The organism is Burkholderia sp. AU39826 (assembly GCF_020419965.1).
Taxonomy (GTDB): domain Bacteria; phylum Pseudomonadota; class Gammaproteobacteria; order Burkholderiales; family Burkholderiaceae; genus Burkholderia; species Burkholderia semiarida.
The window spans coordinates 53,115-75,020 of sequence record NZ_JAIZQG010000015.1 but is presented as its reverse complement, the minus strand read 5'-3'; the positions used below and the strand labels follow the sequence as shown (position 1 = coordinate 75,020).

The window sequence follows — 21,906 nt, the reverse complement described above, 5'->3', positions numbered from 1 at the left end:
TACGCGACGCGCGCCACCCGTTGCGCGCGTCGCACCGTGAAGCTGCACGAAACGAATTTTTTCAGCCATCAGGAGATAGACCATGACGATTCGCGTCGCAATCAACGGCTACGGCCGTATCGGCCGCAACACGCTGCGCGCGTTCTATGAAAACGGCAAGAAGCACGATCTCGAGATCGTCGCGATCAACGACCTGGGCGATGCGAAGACCAACGCGCACCTGACCCAGTACGACACCGCGCACGGCAAGTTCCCGGGCGACGTGTCGGTCGACGGCGACTACCTCGTCGTGAACGGCGACAAGATCCGCGTGCTCGCGAACCGCAACCCGGCCGAACTGCCGTGGGGCGAGCTGGGTGTCGACGTCGTGATGGAATGCACGGGCTTCTTCACGACGAAGGAAAAGGCGAGCGCGCACCTGAAGGGCGGCGCGAAGAAGGTAATCATCTCGGCGCCGGGCGGCAAGGACGTCGACGCGACGATCGTCTACGGCGTGAACCACGACGTGCTGAAGGCCGAACACACGGTCATCTCGAACGCATCGTGCACGACGAACTGCCTCGCGCCGCTCGTCAAGCCGCTGAACGACAAGATCGGCCTCGAAACCGGCCTGATGACGACGATCCACGCGTACACGAACGACCAGGTGCTGACGGACGTCTATCACGAAGACCTGCGCCGCGCGCGTTCGGCCACGCACAGCCAGATCCCGACGAAGACGGGTGCCGCATCGGCCGTCGGCCTCGTGCTGCCGGAACTGAACGGCAAGCTCGACGGCTACGCGATCCGCGTCCCGACGATCAATGTGTCGATCGTCGACCTGTCGTTTATCGCGAAGCGCGACACGACGGTCGAGGAAGTCAACGCGATCATGAAGGAAGCATCGGAAGGCGCGCTGAAGGGCATCCTCGGCTACAACGACGCACCGCTGGTGTCGATCGACTTCAATCACAACCCGGCTTCGTCGACGTTCGACGCGACGCTGACCAAGGTGTCGGGCCGTCTCGTGAAGGTGTCGAGCTGGTACGACAACGAGTGGGGTTTCTCGAACCGCATGCTCGATACGGCAATCGCATTCGCGAACGCGAAGTAATCCAGCACGTTGCGCGGCCGCCGCAAGGCGGCCGGCGTGGCGAACGAGCCCGGCCCGGGGTTTCCCGGCCGGGTTTTTTATTGCCCGGCGTTCGCCGTCACCTGCCCGATCGCATCGACGAACGCGCGCTTGAGCGGGCTGTCGAGATCCGTCCACGCGAGCCCGATGCCGCTGCGGTGACCGGCCAGGTCGAGCGGCCGCGCGAGCACGTTCGGCGGCAGCGCGCTGGCCGCTTGCGCCGGGATCAGCCCGATCCCCATCCCGGCCGCGACGAGCGCGAGCATCGTCGTGAATTCGCCGAACTCCTGCGCGATCTCGAGCGTCGTGCCCGCGCGGCTCAGCGCGAGCAGCATGTCGTCGTGAAAGCCGGGCGCGTAGCGGCGCGCGAGCACGAACGTGGGCTGGCCGCGCAGCGCGGCCGGTGAAATCGCGTCGTGCGCGGCCAGCGGATGGTCCAGCGGCAGCGCGACGACGAACCCCTCCTCGAGCACCACGCGCGTGTCGATGCCCGCGTAGGCGGCCGGCAGCCGGATCATCCCGAAATCGATCCGGCGCTCGCGCAGCGCGGCGATCTGGTCGGGCGTGGGCATGTCCTTCAGCTCGAGCGCGATCAACGGATAGCGCTCGAGCATCGTGCGCAGCACGGCCGGCAACAGCGCCGGCAATACCGACGACACGAACGCGATCCGCAGCGTGCCGATTTCGCCGCGGCTCGACCGCCGCGCGATCTGTTCCGCGCGCGCGGCCTGCTGCAGCGTCGCGCGCGCTTCGGGCAGGAACACGCGCCCGGTGTCGCTCAATTCGACCTTGTGCCGGTCGCGCTCGAACAGGCGCGCGCCGAGTTCCGCCTCGAGCGCCTTGATCTGCATGCTCAGCGCGGGCTGCACGATGCACAGGCGCTGCGCGGCGCGCCCGAAATGCAGCTCTTCCGCGAGCGTGACGAAGGCGCGCAATTGCTTGAGTTCCATGGGCGGCGGGCATGAGAGAAGACGGTCATCAGTTTTCATGATAACCGGATCAAAAAAGACCATTGGCGCGGACCCGGCCGGCGGCCGAAGATACCGTCGATGCGAGACCGGCCGCGATGGGCAGCCGGCTCGACCGGCACGAGGAGACATCCATGGCTAACGCGCTTGACCGGTTCCGCCTCGACGGCCGCCGCGCGCTGATTACCGGTTCCGGTCGCGGAATCGGGCTGACGCTCGCTCGCGGGCTCGCGGAAGCCGGCGCGGCGATCGTCATCAACGATCGCAATGAAGAGAAGGCCGCGACGCTCGCGCGCCAGTTCCGCGACGAAGGCTTCGCGGCCGACCATGCGGTGTTCGACGTGGCCGAGCACGCGCAGGTACGCACGGCGATCGACGACTTCGAGGCGCGCGTCGGCGCGATCGACATCCTCGTGAACAACGCAGGCATCCAGCGCCGCGCGCCGCTCGACGCATTCGACCCGGACGACTGGCATGCGCTGATGCGCGTGAATCTCGACGGCGTGTTCAACGTCGCGCAGGCGGTCGCGCGGCACATGATCGCGCGCGGTCGCGGCAAGATCATCAACATCTGCTCGGTGCAGAGCGAGCTTGCGCGGCCGACGATCGCGCCGTATGCGGCGACCAAGGGCGCGGTGCGGATGCTGACCAAAGGAATGTGCGCCGACTGGGCGCGCCACGGCATCCAGGCGAACGGCCTCGCGCCCGGCTATTTCGAAACCGAGCTGAATCGCGCGCTGGTCGACGACGCGGCGTTTTCCGACTGGCTGTGCAAGCGCACGCCGGCCGGCCGCTGGGGGCAGGTCGACGAACTGTGCGGCGCGGCGATCTTCCTCGCGTCGGCCGCGTCCGATTTCGTGAACGGCCAGACGTTGTTCGTCGACGGCGGGCTGACGAGTGCCGTCTAACCAGGAGCGTGTCATGCGTATGCGTTGCATGTGTGTCGTGATCCACGGGCCGAACGACCTGCGGGTCGAGGAGCAGGACGCGGGCGAGATCGGCCCGGGCCAGGTGCGCGTCGACGTCGCGATGGGCGGCATCTGCGGCTCCGACCTGCATTACTTCCGGCATGGCGGCTTCGGCGCGATCCGGCTGCAGCAGCCGATGGTGCTCGGCCACGAGGTCGCCGGCACCGTCGCTGAAGTGGCGCCGGACGTGACGTCGGTGAAAGCCGGCGATCGCGTCGCGGTCAACCCGAGCCGGCCGTGCGGCGCCTGCCGCTACTGTCTCGAAGGGCTGCCGAACCAGTGTCTCGACATGCGCTTCTACGGCAGCGCGATGCGGATGCCGCACGTGCAGGGTGCGTTCCGCAATGCGCTCGTGTGCGACGCGGTGCAGTGCGTGAAGGTCGCCGATCACGTGCCGCTGTCGCTCGCGGCGCTCGCCGAGCCGTTCGCGGTCGGCCTGCATGCGGTGTCGCGCGCGGGCCCGCTGATCGGCAAGCGCGTGCTCGTGTCGGGGTGCGGGCCGATCGGCGTGCTGGCGATCGCGGCCGCGCGCGTGCACGGCGCCGCGGAGATCGTCGCGACCGATGTCGTCGACGCGCCGCTCGCGGTGGCGAGCGCGCTCGGCGCGGACCGCACGATCAACGCGGCCGCCGATGCCGGCTGGGTCGAGCGCTACAGCGCCGACAAGGGCACGTTCGACGTGATGATCGAGTGTTCGGGCAATGCGCGCGCGCTGCGCGACGGGCTGGACGTGATGCGGCCGCGCGGCGTCGTCGTGCAGCTCGGGCTCGGCGGCGACGTGAGTCTGCCGCAGAACGTCGTGGTCGCGAAGGAACTGTCGATCTGCGGCTCGTTCCGCTTTCACGCGGAATTCGCGCTGGCGGTGCAACTGATCAACGCGGGGCGCGTCGACCTGCGGCCGGCCGTCACGCGCGTGTTCCCGATGCGTGATGCGAACCTCGCGTTCGAACTGGCCGGCGATCGCCAGCGTGCGATGAAGGTGCTGATCGATTTCGCGAACGAGGCCGCGTGACGGGGCAGCGTTAGCGCGCGACGGCAGCAGCGCCCTTGGCAAAAAGGCACGCCCGCGATGCGCGGTGCGTGCCTTTTTGTCGTGCGGTGGAAACGGACTGCCGGATTGCCGGCCTGCCGCATCACTGCGTGACCCGCCGCGTGCCGCAGCGTCCCGGCGCGCCTTCATCGAGCGCGTGCTCGCGTAGCGCGATCCGTCGGAACGGTGACCGGTACGGCCGGGAGGAAGGCCGCGCCGCGGCGCGGAAAGATTACGCGCCGGGTGTCGGGAAGAAGACGCCCGCGCGCTGCGCGGCGTTCGCGATGTGCGTTTCGATCGCGGTGCCGGCGGCGGCCGCATCGCGCGCGATCAGCGCGTCGACGATCGCGCGGTGCTCGTGCCACGTCGACAGCAGCAGTTCGCGCCGGTAGAACGGCATGCGCTGGCTTTCCTTCATGATGTCCGCACTGCTGCGCAGGATCGACTCGATCGCCGCGTTGCCGGCCAGATGGATGATCCGCATGTGGAAGTCGAAGTCGAGCCGCGATGCCTCGTCGAGCGCGCTGTCGGTCAGCGCGACGTGCAGGTCCGCGAGGTTGTCCTCGAACCATGCGATGTCTGCGTCGCTGACGACGTGCGCGGCCATCCGCGCGGCGAAGCCTTCGAGCGCATAGCGCATCTGGTAGGTGTCGGGCGGCGACGACTGCTCGGCGAATTGCCACGGATGCGCGGCCGACGCCTGCGCGCTTTCGACGTACACGCCCTTGCCCGCGCGGATGCGCAGCATCCCGAGCGCCTCGAGCGTCGACAGCGCCTCGCGCAGCGACGCGCGGCTGATCTCCAGCTCCTCGGAGAGCTGGCGCTGGGCCGGCAGCAGGCTGCCGACCGGATACACGCCTGCCTCGATCCGGTCGCGGATCGTCGCGATGGCGGCGTCGGTCACGGTATGCGGAACATTTCTCATGATGTGAACGATGGCCGGTCTGACCGGCATTGTAATCCGCACGCACGCGGTGCACGCGGCCGTACGGGAAAGCCACGATCCGCCCCCTTTAGGGCCCCGGAAGCACGGGCGCGGGGGCGGGAAATCCCTATTTTGTCCGTCCTTGACGCCACTATATCGGCTTCCTACTATCCACCATAACATTACTGGTCTTACCAGTATGAACAGACGAAACTGCAACCGTTGGATCGGGAGAGCGCCGTGTCGAAATTCCTTAATTCGCTGTTTGGCCGGGTAGTCGTCGCCTTGATACTGGGGGTCGCGCTCGGCGCGTTCTTCCCGCACTTCGCCGAGTCGCTGCGTCCGCTCGGCGACGGCTTCCTGAAGCTCATCAAGATGGTGATCGGCCCGATCGTGTTCTGCGTCGTGGTGAGCGGGATGGCCAACGCGGGCGACCTGAAGAAGGTCGGCCGGGTCGGCCTGAAGGCCGTCGTCTACTTCGAGGTGATGACGACGCTCGCGCTCGGCATCGGGCTCGTGCTCGCGTGGTTCACGCGCCCGGGCGTCGGGATGAACATCGACCTGCGCTCGCTCGACGCGGCGTCGCTGTCGACGTACGCGAAGAACGCCGAAAGCCTGAAGGACACGGCCGGCTACCTGATGAAGATCATCCCCGAGACCGCGATCGACGCGTTCGCGAAGGGCGACATCCTGCAGATCCTCGTGTTCGCGGTGCTGTTCGGCTCGGCGCTGTCGCTGCTCGGCGACAAGGCGCAGCGCGTCAATTCGCTGATCGAGGAGCTGTCGCACGTGTTCTTCCGGATCATCGGCTTCATCATCAAGCTCGCGCCGCTCGGCGTGCTCGGCGCGATCGCGTTCACGACCGGCAAGTACGGCGTCGCGTCGCTCAAGCAGCTCGGCTATCTGGTCGCGGTGTTCTACCTGAGCTGCTTCGTGTTCGTCACGGTCGTGCTCGGCGTGGTGATGCGGCTCGCGGGCTTCTCCGTGTTCAAGCTGATCCGCTACCTGCGCGAGGAGCTGTCGATCGTGCTCGGCACGGCGTCGTCCGACGCGGTGCTGCCGCAGGTGATGAGCAAGCTCGAATACATGGGCATCAAGGATTCGACCGTCGGCCTCGTGATCCCGACCGGCTATTCGTTCAACCTCGACGGCTTCTCGATCTACCTGACGCTCGCCGTGCTGTTCATCGCGCAGGCCACCAACACGCCGCTGTCCACGCACGACCTGATCGTCGTGCTGCTCGTGTCGCTCGTCACGTCGAAGGGCGCGCACGGCATCCCGGGCTCGGCCATCGTGATCCTCGCGGCGACGCTGTCGGCGATTCCCGCGATTCCCGTGCTCGGCCTCGTGCTGATCCTGCCGGTCGACTGGTTCGTCGGCATCGCCCGCGCGCTGACCAACCTGATCGGCAACTGCGTCGCGACGGTGGTGGTCGCGGTGTGGGAGAACGACATCGACCGCGCCCGCGCGACGCGCGTGCTGAATCGCGAACTGCGCTACGTGGCCGACGCGCCCGGCAGCGCCGCCCCCGTCGCAGGCGACCAGGCCCACGCGCTCTGACCCCGACGCTCGTGCGGCGCGGGTTCCCCGGCCAGGCGCCCTTGGCCGGCCCCCCGGCCACCCCGCGCGACCGACCTTCACGCGGCCGGCGCGCCGAAGCGCCGGCGCTTCTCAAAACAATGGAGACGACATGGCAGCCCCCATCCTCGATCCGAACGCGCCGGCTTTCACGCGGCGCTACATGAACCTCGCCGACCCGCGCCTGGGCGCGCAGGCGCTCTTTGCCAGCGACGAATTCTTCGCGCCGAAGGAGCGCATGCTCAATCCCGAGCCGGCCGTGTTCATTCCCGGCAAGTACGACGACCACGGCAAGTGGATGGACGGCTGGGAAACGCGCCGCAAGCGCACGACCGGCCATGACTTCTGCGTGGTGCGCCTCGCGCGGCCGGGCGTGATTTACGGCGTCGACCTCGATACGAGCCACTTCACCGGCAACTTTCCGCCGGCCGCGTCGATCGAGGCCTGCGCGGTGGACGGCGACACGCCGCCCGACGACGCCGAATGGCGCACGATCGTGCCCGCGACGACGCTGCAGGGCAATTCGCACCATTACGTGAGCGTCGACGATGCGCGGCCGGTCACGCATCTGCGCGTGAACCTGTACCCGGACGGCGGGCTTGCGCGGCTGCGCGTGTACGGCCAGCCGCAGCGCGACTGGCGCCGCGTGCCGGCCGGCGAGCTCGTCGATCTCGCGGCGATCGAGAACGGCGGCTACCTGGTGGCCGCGAACAACCAGCACTTCGGCCCGGCCTCGCAGATGCTGATGCCGGTGCGCGGCGTGAACATGGGCGACGGCTGGGAAACGCGGCGCCGCCGCGAGCCCGGCAACGACTGGGCGATCGTCGCGCTCGCGCGGCCGGGCATCATCCGGCGCGTCGAGGTCGATACGGCGTTCTTCAAGGGCAATTTCCCCGACCGCTGCTCGCTGCAGGCCGCGCATGTCACGGGCGGCACCGACGATTCGCTCGTCACGCAGGCGATGTTCTGGGCCGAACTGCTCGGCGAGCAGAAGCTGCAGATGGACCACGTGCACACGTTCGACGCGCTCGCGGCGCTCGGCCCCGTCACGCACGTGCGGTTCAACATCTTCCCGGACGGCGGCGTGTCGCGCCTGCGTCTGTGGGGCGAGCCGGCTTGAGGGAGGGGGGCGGCATGAGCGGAACTCCGATCCTGCGCGTCGAGCGCCTGACCCGCGAAGCGTTCGCGCCGTTCGGCGACGTGATCGCGCTCGAAGGCGCGCGGCATTTCCCGATCAACGGCGGCACGACCGAGCGCTTTCACGATCTCGCGACGATCGACGTGTGCGCGGACGGCGGCCGGCCGCTCGTCAGCGTGTTTCGCGCGCAGCCGCGCGCGCTGCCGGTGGCGATCACGCTGATGGAGCGCCATCCGCACGGCAGCCAGGCGTTCATCCCGCTCGCGGCCGTGTCGCGTTATGCGATCGTCGTCGCGCCGGCCGGCGAGTTCCGGCCCGATGCGATGCGCGCGTTCCTGGCCGAGGGCTGGCAGGGCGTCAATTATGCGAAGGGCGTCTGGCATCATCCGCTGCTCGCGCTCGACGCGGTCAGCGATTTCGTGATCGTCGATCGCGGCGGGCCGCAGCCGAACTGCGACGAGATCCCGCTGGAGCACGCGTGGGCGCTGGCGTTCGAGCCGGCCTGCGCGGGTGCCGAAGGGCTTTCGTAAGCATTCCCGGCGCGCGGCAGGCGCGCCGAAAAAGCACACGGCCCGGGCGGCGAGATGCCGGCCGGGCCGTGCCGCGTGCGCGGGTGGCGCGATTCAGTGCTTGCGGTGCGGGCAGTTCTCGGTTGTGCACGAACCGTACATCGCGAGCGAGTGCTCCTGGAGCCGGAAGCCGCGCTCCTTCGCGATCGCCTGCTGGCGGCTCTCGATCTCGGCGTCGAAGAATTCCTCGACGCGGCCGCAATCGAGGCACACGAGGTGGTCGTGGTGCGAGCCTTCGTTCAGCTCGAACACCGCCTTGCCGGATTCGAAGTTGCTGCGCGACAGCAGGCCGGCCTGCTCGAACTGCGTGAGCACGCGATAGACGGTGGCGAGCCCGATGTCGAGCTGTTCGTTGAGCAGGTTGCGGTAGACGTCTTCGGCCGTCAGGTGGCGCACGGGGCTCTGCTGGAAGATCTCGAGAATCTTGAGGCGCGGTAGGGTGGCCTTTAGCCCGATATTCTTGAGATCCGTCGGATTGGTCATGGCTAGGCATCCCTAGAGTACAATGCAGGGCTTCAATGTTACCGGCTTTTCGCCGTTCCAGATATACGCGCGGCCTGTACGCGGGCCAGCACGGTGAAGGAAATGATCCCAGAATCGCTTTCGCACTTTCAGAGGAGTCGCATGCGGAGTGCCATCATCGCTGCCGCCGCCGTTGTCGCGCTGGCGGGTTGTTCGTCGTACGACAGCGTGACGCAGCGCATCGCGCAGAGCATCACGCCGTATCGGATCACCGTCGTGCAAGGCAACTTCGTGTCGCAGGAGAAGGCCGCCCAGCTGCAGGTCGGCATGACGCGCGAGCAGGTCCGCGCGCTGCTCGGCACGCCGCTGCTGGCGGACATGTTCCACGCGGATCGCTGGGATTACCTCTTCTACTTCAAGCGCGGCTCGACGTCGATCGTCCAGCAGCGCGACCTCGTCATCAACTTCTCGGGCGATCGCGTCGCGAGCTGGACCGGCGCCGACAATCTGCCGTCCGAGCTCGACCTGCTGGCCGACATCGACGGCGACCGCGGCGGCAAGAAGGCGAAGGCCGCTGCCGCGGCGAAGAAGGCGTCCGAAGCCGCTGCGGCCGCGAGCGCCGCGCAGGCTGCCGCCGCCGCGAGCCCGGCCACCGAGCCGGCGCCGGGCGCGGTGGTCGACCAGGATGCGAACGCCCAGGCGGCGCGCGCGGCGAACCGCGCGACCAACCAGGTGTCGGGGCAGGGTGCGGCGTCGCGCCGGTTCACGCCGGCCGCGCAGGCCTCGGGCGGCGCGCCGGTGCCGGGCGGCCAGCCGCCGGGCGCCGCGCCGGCGATCCAGCCGCAGTTCCAGTTCCATCGTCCGCCGCAGCCGAACGTGTCGAACGAGGCGTCGCCGCCGGTCGGCCCGCAAGGCTCGGACAACCTGCAGAACCAGCCGCTCACCGCACCGGCGCAGTAAGCGGCCGGCGTGCGGAAACGGGGCGGCATGCGCCGCCCGCCTTTAGACCTGTCGTGTAGAAAGCCATGAAGATTGCGATTGCCGGCGCATCGGGCCGAATGGGCCGGATGCTGATCGAAGCCGTTCTCAACGATGCCGACGCGCAGCTCGTCGGCGCGCTCGACCGCGCCGGTTCGCCGTTCCTCGGCCAGGACGCCGGTGCGTTTCTCGGCAAGGACACCGGGATCAAGCTGACCGACGATCTCGACGCCGTGTTCGCGCAGGCCGACTATCTGATCGATTTCACGCGTCCGGAAGGCACGATGGCCCACATCGAGGCCGCGCTGCGCCACGACGTGAAGCTCGTGATCGGCACGACCGGCTTCACCGCCGAGCAGAAGGCCGAGTTGCAGGCCGCCGCGGGCAAGATCGGCATCGTGTTCGCGGCGAACATGAGCGTCGGCGTGAACGTCACGCTGAAGCTCCTTGAATTCGCGGCGAAGCATTTTTCGCACGGCTACGACATCGAGATCATCGAGGCGCATCACCGCCACAAGGTCGACGCACCGTCGGGCACCGCGCTGATGATGGGCGAAGCCGTCGCCGGCGCGCTCGGCCGCTCGCTCGACGACTGCGCGGTGTACGGCCGCCACGGCGTGACGGGCGAGCGCGATCCGTCGTCGATCGGCTTTGCCGCGGTGCGCGGCGGCGATATCGTCGGCGATCACACCGTGCTGTTCGCCGGGATCGGCGAGCGCATCGAGATCACGCACAAGTCGTCGAGCCGCGTGTCGTACGCGCAGGGCGCGTTGCGTGCGGTGCGCTTCCTGTCGGCGCGCGGCGCCGGCCTGTTCGACATGCAGGACGTGCTCGGCCTGCGCTGACACCCGCGAGGAAACTCCGATGGCGATTCCCACCGGCGTTGTCCACTACCTCGAAAGCGGCGATGCGATCACGCACGCCGTCGCCTATGTGCTGCTGGCGATGTCCGTCGCCAGCTGGTGCTTCCTCTTCATGAAAGCCTGGCTGCTGGTCCGCGCGAAGCGGCAGGGGCCGCGCGCGCTCGCCGCGTTCTGGCGCGCGCCGTCGCTCGACGCGGGCATCGCCGCGCTGGCCGGCGCCGATCGCGAGCGCGTGTTCGTGCCGCTCGCCGAAGCCGCGCGCGACGCGGCCGACGACCACGACCCGGCCGCGCTGGCCGCGCGCGTCGAGCGCGGCGAACGCGTGCTGCGCGCGTTGCGGCACGCGATGCTGCGCTCGCAGCGGCGCCTCGAATTCGGCCAGGTGCTGCTCGCGTCGATCGGCAGCACCGCGCCGTTCGTCGGGCTGCTCGGCACCGTGTGGGGTATCTACCACGCGCTCGGCAGCATCGCCGCGAGCGGGCAGGCGCAGATCGAGAACGTCGCGGGCCCGGTGGGCGAGGCGCTGATCATGACCGCGTTCGGGCTGGTCGTCGCGATTCCCGCGGTGCTCGCGTACAACATCCTCGGCCGGCTCGTCCGGCAGCTTGCCGAGGAACTCGACGGCTTCGCGCGCGATCTGCACGTATTCGTGTGCGCGCAGGGCGCCTGACGCGCCGGCCCCGGAGGAACGACCATGGCATTCGGCGGGCTCGAGCACCACAAGACGTCCGCGCCGATGGCGGAGATCAACATGACGCCGCTGATCGACGTGATGCTCGTGCTGCTCGTCATCTTCATCATCACCGCGCCGCTGATGACGCACGCGATCCGGCTCGACCTGCCGAAGGTGGCGGCGAGCGTCGCGCGCGACACGCCGCAATCCGTCACGCTGTCGATCGACGACGCGGGCAAGCTTTACTGGGACGACGCGCCCGTGGCGCTCGACGCGCTGCCCGCGCGCTTCCGGGCCGCCGCCGCGGGCGCCGCGCCGCCCGAGTTGCGGCTGCGCGCGTCGCGCGCGACGCGCTACGACGTGATCGCGCAAGTGATGGGCGCCGCGCAGGCCGCGGGCCTCACGCGGATCGGCTTCGTGACCGACGTGCCGCCGGCCGGCGGCGCCGTGCCGCCCGCCGCCGGCGCGAAACCCTGATACGCCGTCGTTGCGGGCCCCGGCCCGCGAGAGACCGGCCGTGCGGGCCCGCACGGGCGGTATAATCGACGTTTTTCCCGGCCCGGAACCGCTCAGCCCGTTCCCGCGCCGGGCACGCACGATTTCGATCCAATCCTGCGCGCGAGCCGTCGCGCCGCTTAAAGCCTAGCCCGAACCACACCATGCACGAGAGATACGTACCCGCCGACGTCGAAGCCGCCGCCCAGGGCGACTGGCGCGCAGCCGATGCCTACAAGACGAAGGAAGATTCGCAGAAGCCGAAGTTCTACTGCGTGTCGATGCTGCCGTACCCGTCCGGCAAGCTGCACATGGGTCACGTGCGCAACTACACGATCAACGACGTGATGTACCGCTATCTGCGGATGAACGGCTACAACACGCTGATGCCGATGGGCTGGGACGCGTTCGGGATGCCGGCCGAGAACGCCGCGATGGCGAACGGCGTGCCGCCCGCGAAGTGGACCTACGACAACATCGACTACATGAAGGGCCAGATGCAGTCGATGGGCCTCGCGATCGACTGGTCGCGCGAAATCGCGACGTGCAAGCCCGACTACTACAAGTGGAACCAGTGGCTGTTCCTGAAGATGCTTGAGAAGGGCATCGCGTACAAGAAGACGGGCACCGTGAACTGGGACCCGGTCGACCAGACCGTGCTCGCGAACGAGCAGGTGATCGACGGCCGCGGCTGGCGCTCCGGCGCGCTCGTCGAGAAGCGCGAGATCCCGATGTACTACCTGCGCATCACGCAGTACGCGGATGAGCTGCTGAACGACCTCGACGGCCTCGGCTGGCCCGAGCGCGTGAAGATCATGCAGCAGAACTGGATCGGCAAGAGCTTCGGCGTGAACTTCGGCTTCCCGTACGAACTCGACGGCGAGCAGAAGCTGCTGCGCGTGTTCACGACGCGCGCCGACACGATCATGGGCGTCACGTTCTGCGCGATCGCGGCCGAGCACCCGCTCGCCACGCGTCTCGCGCAGGACAAGCCGGAGCTGCTCGCGTTCATCGACGAATGCAAGCGCGGCGGCGTCGCCGAGGCCGACGTCGCGACGATGGAGAAGAAGGGCGTCGCGACCGGCTTCTCGGTCAAGCACCCGCTGACCGGCGAGCCGGTCGAGGTGTGGATCGGCAACTACGTGCTGATGAGCTATGGCGAAGGCGCGGTGATGGGCGTGCCGGGCCACGACGAGCGCGATTTCGCGTTCGCGAAGAAATACGATCTGCCGATCAAGCAGGTGATCGCGAGCGAAGGGCAGACGTACTCGCTCGACGCATGGCAGGAGTGGTACGGCGACAAGGAAACCGCGGTCTGCGTGAACAGCGGCAAGTACGACGGCCTGCGCTACACGGAAGCGGTGGACGCGGTCGCGGCCGACCTGAAGGCCGGCGGCTTCGGCGACAAGCAGGTCACGTGGCGCCTGCGCGACTGGGGCGTGTCGCGCCAGCGCTACTGGGGCACGCCGATCCCGATCATCCACTGCCCGTCGTGCGGCGACGTGCCGGTGCCGGAAGCGGACCTGCCGGTCGTGCTGCCGGAAGACCTCGTGCCGGACGGCACGGGCAACCCGCTCGCGAAGTCCGAAGCGTTCCTGAACTGCACGTGTCCCAAGTGCGGCGCGGCGGCGAAGCGCGAAACCGACACGATGGACACCTTCGTCGATTCGTCGTGGTACTTCTCGCGCTACACGGCGCCGGACGCCGAGACCATGGTCGACGCGCGCACCGATTACTGGATGCCGATGGATCAATACATCGGCGGCATCGAGCACGCGATCCTGCACCTGCTGTATTCGCGCTTCTGGACCAAGGTGATGCGCGACCTCGGCCTCGTGAAGTTCGGCGAGCCGGCGAAGAACCTGCTCACGCAGGGGATGGTGCTGAATGAGACGTACTACCGCGAGGACGCGGCGGGCAAGAAGACCTGGTACAACCCGCTCGACGTGACGGTCACGCACGACGACAAGGGCCGCCCGGTCGGCGCGACGCTGAATGCGGACGGCCAGCCGGTCGTGCTCGGCGGCATCGAGAAGATGTCGAAGTCGAAGAACAACGGCGTCGATCCGCAACTGCTGATCGACCAGTACGGCGCCGATACCGCGCGCCTGTTCACGATGTTCGCGGCGCCGCCGGAGCAGCAGCTCGAGTGGTCGGGCGCGGGCGTCGAGGGCGCGAGCCGCTTCCTGCGCCGCGTGTGGAGCTTCGGCTTCGGCAACCGCGAAGCGCTCGCGGCCCGCGCGGGCTTCGATGCCGCCGCGCTGGGTGACGCCGACAAGGCGCTGCGCCGCGAGATCTACAGCGTGCTGAAGCAGGCCGATTTCGACTACCAGCGCCTGCAGTACAACACGGTCGTGTCGGCCGCGATGAAGATGCTGAACGCGATCGACGGCGCGAAGGGCGCGACGCCCGCCGTGCTGCGCGAAACCTACGGCGTGCTGCTGCGCGTGCTGTACCCGGTCGTGCCGCACATCACGTTCGAGCTGTGGAAGGCGCTCGGCTACGCGGACGAATTCGGTCCGCTGCTCGATGCGCCGTGGCCGAAGGTCGACGAGGCCGCGCTCGAGCAGGCCGAGATCGAACTCGTGCTGCAGGTGAACGGCAAGGTGCGCGGCGCGCTGAAGGTCGCGAAGGACGCGAGCCGCGACGCGATCGAAGCGGCGGCGGTGGCCGACGAGGCATTCGCGAAATTCAGCGACGGCAAGCCGGCGAAGAAGATCGTCGTCGTGCCGGGCCGCCTCGTGAACATCGTCGTCTGACGGCCGCGGGCCGTCGGGTGCACACAGAAGGAGCGAAGGTGATCCGCAGATCGTTTTTGATGCTCGTCGGCAGCGCGGTCGCGCTGTCGGCATGCGGCTTCCAGTTGCGCGGCCAGCAGGACTACGCGTTCAAGCACCTGTTCGTGGCCGGTGCGCCGGCGCCCGTCGAGGCGCGGCTCACGCGCCTCGTCCAGGCCGGCAGCGACACGAAGATCGTCAAGTCGGCGGACGATGCCGACGCCGTGCTGCGCATGTGGGAGTCGCGTGGCCAGAACACGCTGACGCTCAACAAGTACGGCTCCGCGCAGGAATACGCGCTGTTCTACACGCTGAACTACACGCTGACGAGCAAGGACGGCACCGTGCTGATCCCGCCGAGCGCGATCGCGCTGAACCGCGCGATGACCTACAGCGACCAGTACACGAACGCGAAGGCGCAGGAAGCCGACATCCTGTACGGCGACATGCAGAACGACGCAGTCGACCAGTTGATGCGGCGTCTCGCGATCGTCCATTCGCTGACGCCGGCGCCGGAGGACGTGGTGCCGGGCGTGGCGCCGCGCGCGCCGCTGCCGCCGCCGCCGCTCTGATCGCGGGCGCACGCAGCGATGCAATTGCGACTTGATGCGCTGGAGCCGCACCTCGCGAAGGGGCTGGCCGGGCTCTACACCGTCTACGGCGACGAGCCGCTGCTCGCGCAGGAAGCGTGCGACCGCATTCGTGCGGCCGCGCGCGCGGCCGGCTTTACCGAGCGTTCGGTGCATACGGTCGAACGCGGCTTCGACTGGAGCGTGCTGCTCGGCGCGACCCAGGCGATGTCGCTGTTCGGCGAGCGCCAGCTGATCGAGCTGCGCATTCCGTCGGGCAAGCCCGGCAAGGAAGGCGCCGACGCGCTGAAGACGCTCGCGGCCACGCCGAACCCCGACGCGCTGATGCTCGTCACGTTGCCGCGTCTCGACGCGGCCACGCAGAAATCCGCATGGTTTACCGCGCTGCAGACGGGCGGCGTCGCGCTGAAGATCGATCCGGTCGATCGCGCGCAACTGCCGAACTGGATCGGGCAGCGCCTGTCGATGCAGGGCCAGCGCGTCGCATCCGGCGACGACGGGCGCCGCGCGCTGCAGTTCATCGCGGAGCGTGTCGAGGGCAACCTGCTCGCCGCGCACCAGGAAATCCAGAAGCTCGGGCTGCTGTATCCGCAGGGCGCACTGTCGTTCGAGCAGGTGCACGACGCGGTGCTGAACGTCGCGCGCTACGACGTGTTCAAGCTGAACGAGGCGATGCTCGCCGGCGATGCCGCGCGGCTCGCGCGGATGATCGACGGCCTGAAGGGCGAGGGCGAGGCGATCGTGCTCGTGATGTGGGCCGTCGTCGAGGAATTGCGCACGCTGCTGCGGATCAAGCGCGGCACGACGGCCGGCAAGCCGCTCGCGACGCTGCTGCGCGAGAACCGCGTGTGGGGGCCGCGCGAGCGGTTGATCGCGCCCGCGCTGAACCGCGTGTCGGAAGCGGTGCTCGAAAAGGCGCTCGCGTTCGCCGCGAAGCTCGACCGGCAGGTCAAGGGGCTGACGGCCGTCGCGCCGGGCCGCCGTACGCAGGACGAACCGCCGCCCGACCCATGGGACGGGCTGTTCCAGCTTGCGATGACGGTCGCGGGCGAGCGCGGCGAGCGACCGCCGACCGCGGGTCGCGTGCGACGCTAAGTCCCGTTCGGGCCTTCAGCGCGCGCTGCGCAACCCGCTTACAATGTTTCGATGACCGGGCGCCGCTGCGCGGCGCCGTCTGGCGGCCGCCACCGCGCACGGATGGCCGCCCACGCTTCCCCACGAATTCATGCCGCTCCGCGCGGCTCGCTTCTCGAGTCACACGATGGATATCGATCAGTACATGACCGACCTGGGCCGTCGCGCCCGGCACGCTTCCCGCGCGATGGCGCGCGCCAGCACGGCCGCGAAGAATGCGGCGCTCGACGCCGTGGCCCGCGCGATCGAACGCGACGCGCAGGCGCTGAAGGACGCGAATGCGCGCGACGTCGCCCGCGCCCGCGAAAAGGGGCTCGATGCGGCGTTCGTCGACCGCCTGACGCTGTCGGACAAGGCGCTGAACACGATGGTCGAAGGGCTGCGCCAGGTCGCGTCGCTGGCCGATCCGATCGGCGAGATCGGCAACCTCAAGTTCCGGCCGAGCGGGATCCAGGTCGGCCAGATGCGCGTGCCGCTCGGCGTGATCGGCATCATCTACGAGTCGCGCCCGAACGTGACGATCGACGCGGCCGCGCTGTGCCTGAAGTCCGGCAACGCGACGATCCTGCGCGGCGGTTCCGAAGCGCTCGAATCGAATGCGGCGCTCGCGAAGCTCATCGGCGAAGGGCTCGAGGCGGCAGGCCTCCCGCAGGATGCGGTGCAGGTCGTCGCGACGGCCGATCGCGCGGCGGTCGGCAAGCTGATCACGATGACCGAATACGTCGACGTGATCGTGCCGCGCGGCGGCAAGAGCCTGATCGAACGGCTGATCAACGAGGCGCGCGTGCCGATGATCAAGCATCTCGACGGCATCTGCCACGTGTACGTCGACGACCGCGCCGATCTCGCGAAGGCGCTGACCGTCTGCGACAACGCGAAGACGCACCGCTACGGCACCTGCAACACGATGGAGACGCTGCTCGTCGCGAGCGATATCGCCGCGCAGCTGCTGCCGCCGCTCGGCAAGCTGTATCGCGACAAGCAGGTCGAACTGCGCGTCGATGCAGCCGCGCGCGCGGTGCTCGCCGATGCGGGCGTCGGCCCGCTCGTCGACGCGACCGAAGAAGACTGGCACACCGAATATCTCGCGCCGGTGCTTGCGATCAAGGTCGTCGACGGCCTCGACGCCGCGATCGAGCACATCAACCATTACGGCTCGCATCACACCGATGCGATCGTCACCGAAGATCACGACCGCGCGATGCGCTTCCTGCGCGAAGTCGATTCGGCGAGCGTGATGGTCAACGCGTCGACGCGCTTCGCGGATGGTTTCGAATTCGGCCTCGGCGCGGAAATCGGCATCTCGAACGACAAGCTGCACGCACGCGGCCCGGTCGGCCTGGAAGGGCTCACGTCGCTGAAGTACGTCGTGCTCGGGCACGGCGAAGGCCGTCAGTAAGTCAACCGCGAGGCGCACAACCGATGGCAATGCTCTGGGTCAAGACGTTCCATATCGTTCTGATCGCCGCGTGGTTCGCGGGGCTGTTCTACCTGCCGCGCATCTACGTGAACCTGGCCATGGAGACCGATCCGGCCGCGGTGCGGCGCCTGCTGCTGATGGCGCGCAAGCTGTTCCGCTTCATGACGATGATCGCGGTGCCGGCACTGGCCTGCGGGTTGTGGCTCTGGCTCGTGATCGGCATCGGGCAGGGGCAGGGCTGGATCCATGCGAAGGTGACGGTGGTGCTGCTGCTGATCGTCTATCACGCGTATTGCGGGCACCTGCTGCGGGTGTTCGAGCGCGGCGAGAACCGCCGCACCGACAAGTGGTATCGCGTGTTCAACGAGCTGCCGGTGCTCGGCATGCTCGCCGCGGTCGCGCTGGTGGTGATCAAGCCGTTCTGAGTTCGCTGCAACGCGCGGCCGGCGATCGATGCGCAACGGCGCCCCTCGGGGCGCCGTTGTTCGTTTACGCGCGGCGTCCCGCTCCGGCTCAATCCTTCACCGGATCGTCGATCCGGCGCCGCGTGATCGCTTCCTTCGCGCGGCCGACGCGCTCCATCAGCGCCGGCCCGCGCGACAGCGCGACGCCGACCGCGAGGATGTCGCCGATCGCGAGATGCGACATCCGCGACGTCATCGGCGAGAACACGTCCGTTTCCTCGGCGACGTTCGACGCGAGGCTGACCGTCGCGAGCTTCGCGAGCGGCGAATGGCTCTGCGTGATCGCGACGACTTTCGCGCCGCACGCGAGCGCGGAGCGCGCGGCGTCGACGATATCGCGCGTGCGGCCGGTGTTCGAGATCGCGACGACGACGTCGTGCGGCCCGAGCAGCGCCGACGACATCGAGAACGTGTGCGGATCCGAATACGCGACGCTCGGCACGCCGAGCCGGAAGAACTTGTGCTGGATGTCCTGCGCGGCGATGCCCGAGCCGCCGGCGCCGTAGAACTCGATGCGCGACGCGTTCGACAGCAGCGCGATCGCGTCGGCGACGCTGCCCGCGGACAGGCTGTTGCGCACCTCGATCAGCGCGCCGATCGTGCGGTCGAACACCTTGCCGATGATGCCGGGCGCCGGCTCGTCGGGCTCGACGTCGCGATACACCGATGACACGCCGGGCGCGACGCTCTGCGCGAGCCGGATCTTGAATTCGCGAAAGCCGCTGCAGCCGAGCGCCTGGCAGAAGCGCGCGATCGTCGGCTGGCTGACGCCCGCGCGGGCCGACAGCTCGGTCATCGCGAGGTCGAGCACCTCGCGCGGCGCGGCGAGAATGTAGTCGGCGAGCTTGCGCTCGGACGGGCGCAACTCGGCGCGGATCGCTTCAATGCGGGGCAGCATGGGACGGCACGTGGAAATCGGGTTCGGATGAGCGAGTGTATCGCAATCGAATTGTAGAAAATCTACATAAAAATACTAGCGAAATTGCGAGCGTTGTCATGCGGGTCTGGCGAGCCGAATTAGGGTTTTCACTGATGAAAGCCTTGCTGGTGGCGGGAATAAGGGTTGCGCGCGCGTCGATCCACATTGCGTGCATGTAGTTTTTCTACTAGACTTGCGTCGTTCGGTCGACGAAGCGCGACCGTCCCCACGATTCCAACCGCCGGTGTCGGCCGGCATACAGGAGCGCCCAGCATGACGTCGCTGCACCCCACCCTGGCGAAGGTCACCGAACGCGTGATCGCCCGCAGCCAATCGACCCGTTCCGCCTATCTGCAGCGCATCGACGGCGCGCAAGGCAAGTTCCCGGCCCGCGGCGCGCTGTCGTGCGCGAACCTCGCGCACGGCTTCGCAGGCCTCGAGGGCAACGACAAGTTCCAGATCAAGGCGATTCGCGAACCGAACATCGGCATCGTGTCCTCGTACAACGAGATGTTGTCCGCGCACGCGCCGTACAAGAATTTCCCCGACATCATCAAGGCGGCCGCGCGCGAGAACGGCGGCGTCGCGCAGTTCGCCGGCGGCGTGCCGGCGATGTGCGACGGCGTCACGCAGGGCAACCCGGGCATGGAGCTGTCGCTGTTCTCGCGCGAGGCGATCGCGATGGGCACGGCGATCGCGCTCACGCACAACATGTTCGATGCGGCGCTCTGCCTCGGCATCTGCGACAAGATCGTGCCGGGCCTCTTGATCGGCGCGCTGCAGTTCGGCCACCTGCCGACCATCTTCGTGCCGGCCGGCCCGATGACGAGCGGGCTGTCCAATGACGACAAGGCGAAGATCCGCCAGCAATTCGCGACCGGCCAGGTCGGCCGCGACGCGCTGCTCGAAGCCGAATCGGCCGCCTATCACGGCCACGGCACCTGCACGTTCTACGGCACCGCGAACAGCAACCAGATGCTGATGGAGCTGATGGGCCTGCACCTGCCGGGCTCGGCGTTCATCCATCCGCACACCCCGCTGCGCGACGCGCTGACGGCCGAGGCCGCGCGCCGCGTGCTCGACCTGACCGTCGAGCGCGGCCAGTACACGCCGATCGGCCATGTGATCGACGAGAAGGCGATCGTCAACGGAATCGTCGCGCTGCTCGCGACGGGCGGCTCGACCAACCACACACTGCACCTGGTCGCGATCGCGCGCGCGGCCGGCATCCTGATCGACTGGAACGATTTCGACGAACTGTCGGCCGTCGTGCCGCTGCTCGCGAAGATCTACCCGAACGGCAAGGCCGACGTGAACCATTTCCACGCGGCGGGCGGTGTCGCGTTCCTGGTGCGCAACCTGCTCGAAGGCGGGCTGCTGCACGAGGACGTGACGACGGTCGCGGGCAAGGGCCTGTCGCACTACACGAAGGAGCCGAAGCTGATCGACGGCAAGCTGACGTGGGTCGACGGTACGGCCGAGAGCCACGATACGAAGGTGCTGCGCGGCATTCGCGACCCGTTCCAGCCGGACGGCGGCCTGCGCCTGATGCAGGGCCGGCTCGGCCGCGGCGTGATCAAGATTTCGGCGGTCGCGCCGGAGCACCGCAAGGTGACGGCGCCCGCGATCGTGTTCGACTCGCAGGAAGCCGTGCAGGAAGCGTTCGATCGCGGCGAGCTGAAGCGCGATTTCGTCGCGGTGGTGCGCTTTCAGGGCGCGCGCGCGAACGGCATGCCCGAGCTGCACCGTTTGACGCCGCTGCTCGGCGTGCTGCAGGATCAGGGCTTTCACGTCGCGCTGGTGACCGACGGCCGCATGTCGGGCGCGTCGGGCAAGGTGCCGGCCGTGATCCACGTGTCGCCGGAAGCGCTGCTGGCCGGCCCGATCGGCAAGGTGAAGACGGGCGACATGCTCGTGATCGACGCGGAAGCCGGCGTGCTCGACATCGAGGTCGACGACGCCGAATGGCTCGCGCGCCCGGTCGCGCAGCCGCAGCATCAGGCCGAGAACGAAGTCGGCTTCGGGCGCGAACTGTTCGGCGTGTTCCGCGCGGCCGCGGCGCCGGCCGAGCAGGGCGCATCGGTTTTCGGGACGCTGGTCGGCGAAACGGCCGTCGGCGTCGCCGCATGAATTTCAAGGAGCCAATTCAATGAAGACGATTGCTGAAATCGTGAAGCTGGGCCCGGTCATTCCGGTGCTCGCATTCGACTCGGTCGAGCAGGGCGAAAACGTGTCGCGTGCATTGCACGCGGGTGGCGTGAAGGTGCTCGAGATCACGCTGCGCACGCCGGCCGGCCTGGAGGCGATCCAGCGCGCGAGCCAGCTCGCGGACGACATCGTCGTCGGCGTCGGCACGATCACGAAGCCCGAGCACTGCGCGCAGGCGAAGCGCGCGGGCGCCACGTTCGGCGTGTCGCCGGGCCTGACGAAGGAACTGCACCTCGCGTCGCTCGACGCGGGCCTGCCGCTGCTGCCGGGCGTGATGACGCCGAGCGACATCATCCAGGCGCTCGAATTCGGCTACGACATCGTGAAGTTCTTCCCCGCGCAGCAGGCGGGCGGCGTGCCGATGCTGCAGGCGTTCCACGGCCCGTTCCCGGCGCTGAAGTTCTGCCCGACGGGCGGCATCACGGTCGACACCGCGCCGAACTTCCTGAAACTGCCGAACGTCGTGTGCGTCGGCGGCTCGTGGCTCACGCCGAAGGCCGCGCTCGCCGCGCAGGACTGGGCCGAAGTCACGCGCCTCGCGCAAGCAGCGAGCCAGTTGCCGCGCTAATACTTGTATCAAACGACGATTCAGCCCTCGGAAAACAAGCGTTAGTGCTTGTTTTACCGAGGGTTTTT

Annotated in this window: 21 protein-coding genes; 17 read left to right on the top strand and 4 right to left on the bottom strand. The window is 68.3% G+C overall.

Going from position 1 to position 21,906, the window contains the following annotated elements:
* Window positions 1-82: 82 nt before the first annotated feature.
* The gene (gap, locus tag LGM42_RS23060; RefSeq protein WP_060312631.1) at window positions 83-1,093 is read left to right on the top strand and encodes a type I glyceraldehyde-3-phosphate dehydrogenase; all 1,011 of its coding nucleotides are present in this window, start codon (window positions 83-85) and stop codon (window positions 1,091-1,093) included.
* A gap of 77 nt (window positions 1,094-1,170) precedes the next feature.
* On the opposite strand, the gene LGM42_RS23055 is transcribed toward gap, so the two are convergent.
* The gene (locus LGM42_RS23055; protein WP_226233272.1) at window positions 1,171-2,061 is read right to left on the bottom strand and encodes a LysR family transcriptional regulator; all 891 of its coding nucleotides are present in this window, start codon (window positions 2,059-2,061) and stop codon (window positions 1,171-1,173) included.
* Window positions 2,062-2,213: 152 nt separating this feature from the next.
* Here LGM42_RS23055 and LGM42_RS23050 point away from each other — a divergent pair, with 152 nt between their 5' ends.
* Both LGM42_RS23050 and LGM42_RS23045 read left to right on the top strand, forming a co-directional pair.
* Window positions 2,214-2,987: an SDR family NAD(P)-dependent oxidoreductase gene (locus LGM42_RS23050; protein WP_226233271.1), complete on the top strand. Its 774-nt coding sequence runs from the start codon at window positions 2,214-2,216 to the stop codon at window positions 2,985-2,987.
* Window positions 2,988-3,000: 13 nt separating this feature from the next.
* Window positions 3,001-4,059: an L-idonate 5-dehydrogenase gene (locus LGM42_RS23045; RefSeq protein WP_226233270.1), complete on the top strand. Its 1,059-nt coding sequence runs from the start codon at window positions 3,001-3,003 to the stop codon at window positions 4,057-4,059.
* Between the two features lie 250 nt (window positions 4,060-4,309).
* Here the strand turns inward: LGM42_RS23045 and LGM42_RS23040 are convergent, their stop codons facing one another.
* On the bottom strand, window positions 4,310-5,032 hold the full coding sequence (locus tag LGM42_RS23040) for a FadR/GntR family transcriptional regulator (RefSeq protein WP_179231710.1): 723 nt from the start codon (window positions 5,030-5,032) through the stop codon (window positions 4,310-4,312).
* A gap of 210 nt (window positions 5,033-5,242) precedes the next feature.
* Between LGM42_RS23040 and LGM42_RS23035 the strand changes: the two genes are divergently transcribed.
* The 3 genes from LGM42_RS23035 (at window position 5,243) to LGM42_RS23025 (ending at window position 8,248) form a co-directional block, all read left to right on the top strand.
* A complete protein-coding gene (locus tag LGM42_RS23035) occupies window positions 5,243-6,562 on the top strand; it encodes a C4-dicarboxylate transporter DctA (RefSeq protein WP_226233269.1) in 1,320 nt (439 codons plus the stop codon).
* Window positions 6,563-6,692: 130 nt separating this feature from the next.
* A complete protein-coding gene (alc, locus tag LGM42_RS23030; RefSeq protein WP_226233268.1) occupies window positions 6,693-7,700 on the top strand; it encodes an allantoicase in 1,008 nt (335 codons plus the stop codon).
* A gap of 14 nt (window positions 7,701-7,714) precedes the next feature.
* Window positions 7,715-8,248 (top strand): ureidoglycolate lyase, encoded by a 534-nt coding sequence (locus tag LGM42_RS23025; RefSeq protein ID WP_226233267.1) that lies wholly within the window; start codon window positions 7,715-7,717, stop codon window positions 8,246-8,248.
* A 93-nt stretch (window positions 8,249-8,341) separates the two neighbouring features.
* Here the strand turns inward: LGM42_RS23025 and fur are convergent, their stop codons facing one another.
* Complete coding sequence (gene fur / locus LGM42_RS23020) at window positions 8,342-8,770, bottom strand: ferric iron uptake transcriptional regulator (RefSeq protein ID WP_006400349.1); 429 nt, start codon at window positions 8,768-8,770, stop codon at window positions 8,342-8,344.
* 141 nt (window positions 8,771-8,911) lie between these two features.
* On the opposite strand from fur, the gene LGM42_RS23015 reads away from it, so the two are divergent.
* The 9 genes from LGM42_RS23015 (at window position 8,912) to LGM42_RS22975 (ending at window position 18,104) form a co-directional block, all read left to right on the top strand.
* Window positions 8,912-9,709, top strand: a complete 798-nt coding sequence (locus LGM42_RS23015; protein ID WP_226233266.1) for an outer membrane protein assembly factor BamE — start codon at window positions 8,912-8,914, stop codon at window positions 9,707-9,709.
* Window positions 9,710-9,774: 65 nt separating this feature from the next.
* On the top strand, window positions 9,775-10,572 hold the full coding sequence (dapB, locus tag LGM42_RS23010) for a 4-hydroxy-tetrahydrodipicolinate reductase (protein ID WP_059581032.1): 798 nt from the start codon (window positions 9,775-9,777) through the stop codon (window positions 10,570-10,572).
* A 19-nt stretch (window positions 10,573-10,591) separates the two neighbouring features.
* Window positions 10,592-11,260 (top strand): MotA/TolQ/ExbB proton channel family protein, encoded by a 669-nt coding sequence (locus LGM42_RS23005; RefSeq protein WP_059581034.1) that lies wholly within the window; start codon window positions 10,592-10,594, stop codon window positions 11,258-11,260.
* A gap of 24 nt (window positions 11,261-11,284) precedes the next feature.
* Window positions 11,285-11,740 carry an ExbD/TolR family protein gene (locus LGM42_RS23000; RefSeq protein WP_060312638.1) on the top strand — a complete coding sequence of 152 codons (456 nt, stop codon included), beginning with the start codon at window positions 11,285-11,287 and terminating at the stop codon, window positions 11,738-11,740.
* A 182-nt stretch (window positions 11,741-11,922) separates the two neighbouring features.
* Window positions 11,923-14,517 (top strand): leucine--tRNA ligase, encoded by a 2,595-nt coding sequence (leuS, locus tag LGM42_RS22995; protein WP_089464532.1) that lies wholly within the window; start codon window positions 11,923-11,925, stop codon window positions 14,515-14,517.
* A gap of 38 nt (window positions 14,518-14,555) precedes the next feature.
* Window positions 14,556-15,107, top strand: a complete 552-nt coding sequence (lptE, locus tag LGM42_RS22990; protein ID WP_006483412.1) for an LPS assembly lipoprotein LptE — start codon at window positions 14,556-14,558, stop codon at window positions 15,105-15,107.
* Between the two features lie 18 nt (window positions 15,108-15,125).
* Entirely contained in the window at window positions 15,126-16,220 is a 1,095-nt protein-coding gene (gene holA, locus LGM42_RS22985; RefSeq protein WP_060312642.1) for a DNA polymerase III subunit delta, read from the top strand.
* A 166-nt stretch (window positions 16,221-16,386) separates the two neighbouring features.
* Window positions 16,387-17,658: a glutamate-5-semialdehyde dehydrogenase gene (locus tag LGM42_RS22980; RefSeq protein WP_060312644.1), complete on the top strand. Its 1,272-nt coding sequence runs from the start codon at window positions 16,387-16,389 to the stop codon at window positions 17,656-17,658.
* A gap of 23 nt (window positions 17,659-17,681) precedes the next feature.
* A complete protein-coding gene (locus LGM42_RS22975) occupies window positions 17,682-18,104 on the top strand; it encodes a CopD family protein (RefSeq protein WP_089464534.1) in 423 nt (140 codons plus the stop codon).
* A gap of 88 nt (window positions 18,105-18,192) precedes the next feature.
* Here the strand turns inward: LGM42_RS22975 and LGM42_RS22970 are convergent, their stop codons facing one another.
* Entirely contained in the window at window positions 18,193-19,041 is an 849-nt protein-coding gene (locus LGM42_RS22970) for a MurR/RpiR family transcriptional regulator (protein ID WP_059581048.1), read from the bottom strand.
* Between the two features lie 294 nt (window positions 19,042-19,335).
* Between LGM42_RS22970 and edd the strand changes: the two genes are divergently transcribed.
* Window positions 19,336-21,192: a phosphogluconate dehydratase gene (gene edd / locus LGM42_RS22965; RefSeq protein ID WP_059638116.1), complete on the top strand. Its 1,857-nt coding sequence runs from the start codon at window positions 19,336-19,338 to the stop codon at window positions 21,190-21,192.
* 19 nt (window positions 21,193-21,211) lie between these two features.
* On the top strand, window positions 21,212-21,838 hold the full coding sequence (gene eda, locus LGM42_RS22960; RefSeq protein ID WP_006483410.1) for a bifunctional 4-hydroxy-2-oxoglutarate aldolase/2-dehydro-3-deoxy-phosphogluconate aldolase: 627 nt from the start codon (window positions 21,212-21,214) through the stop codon (window positions 21,836-21,838).
* Window positions 21,839-21,906: the final 68 nt, after the last annotated feature.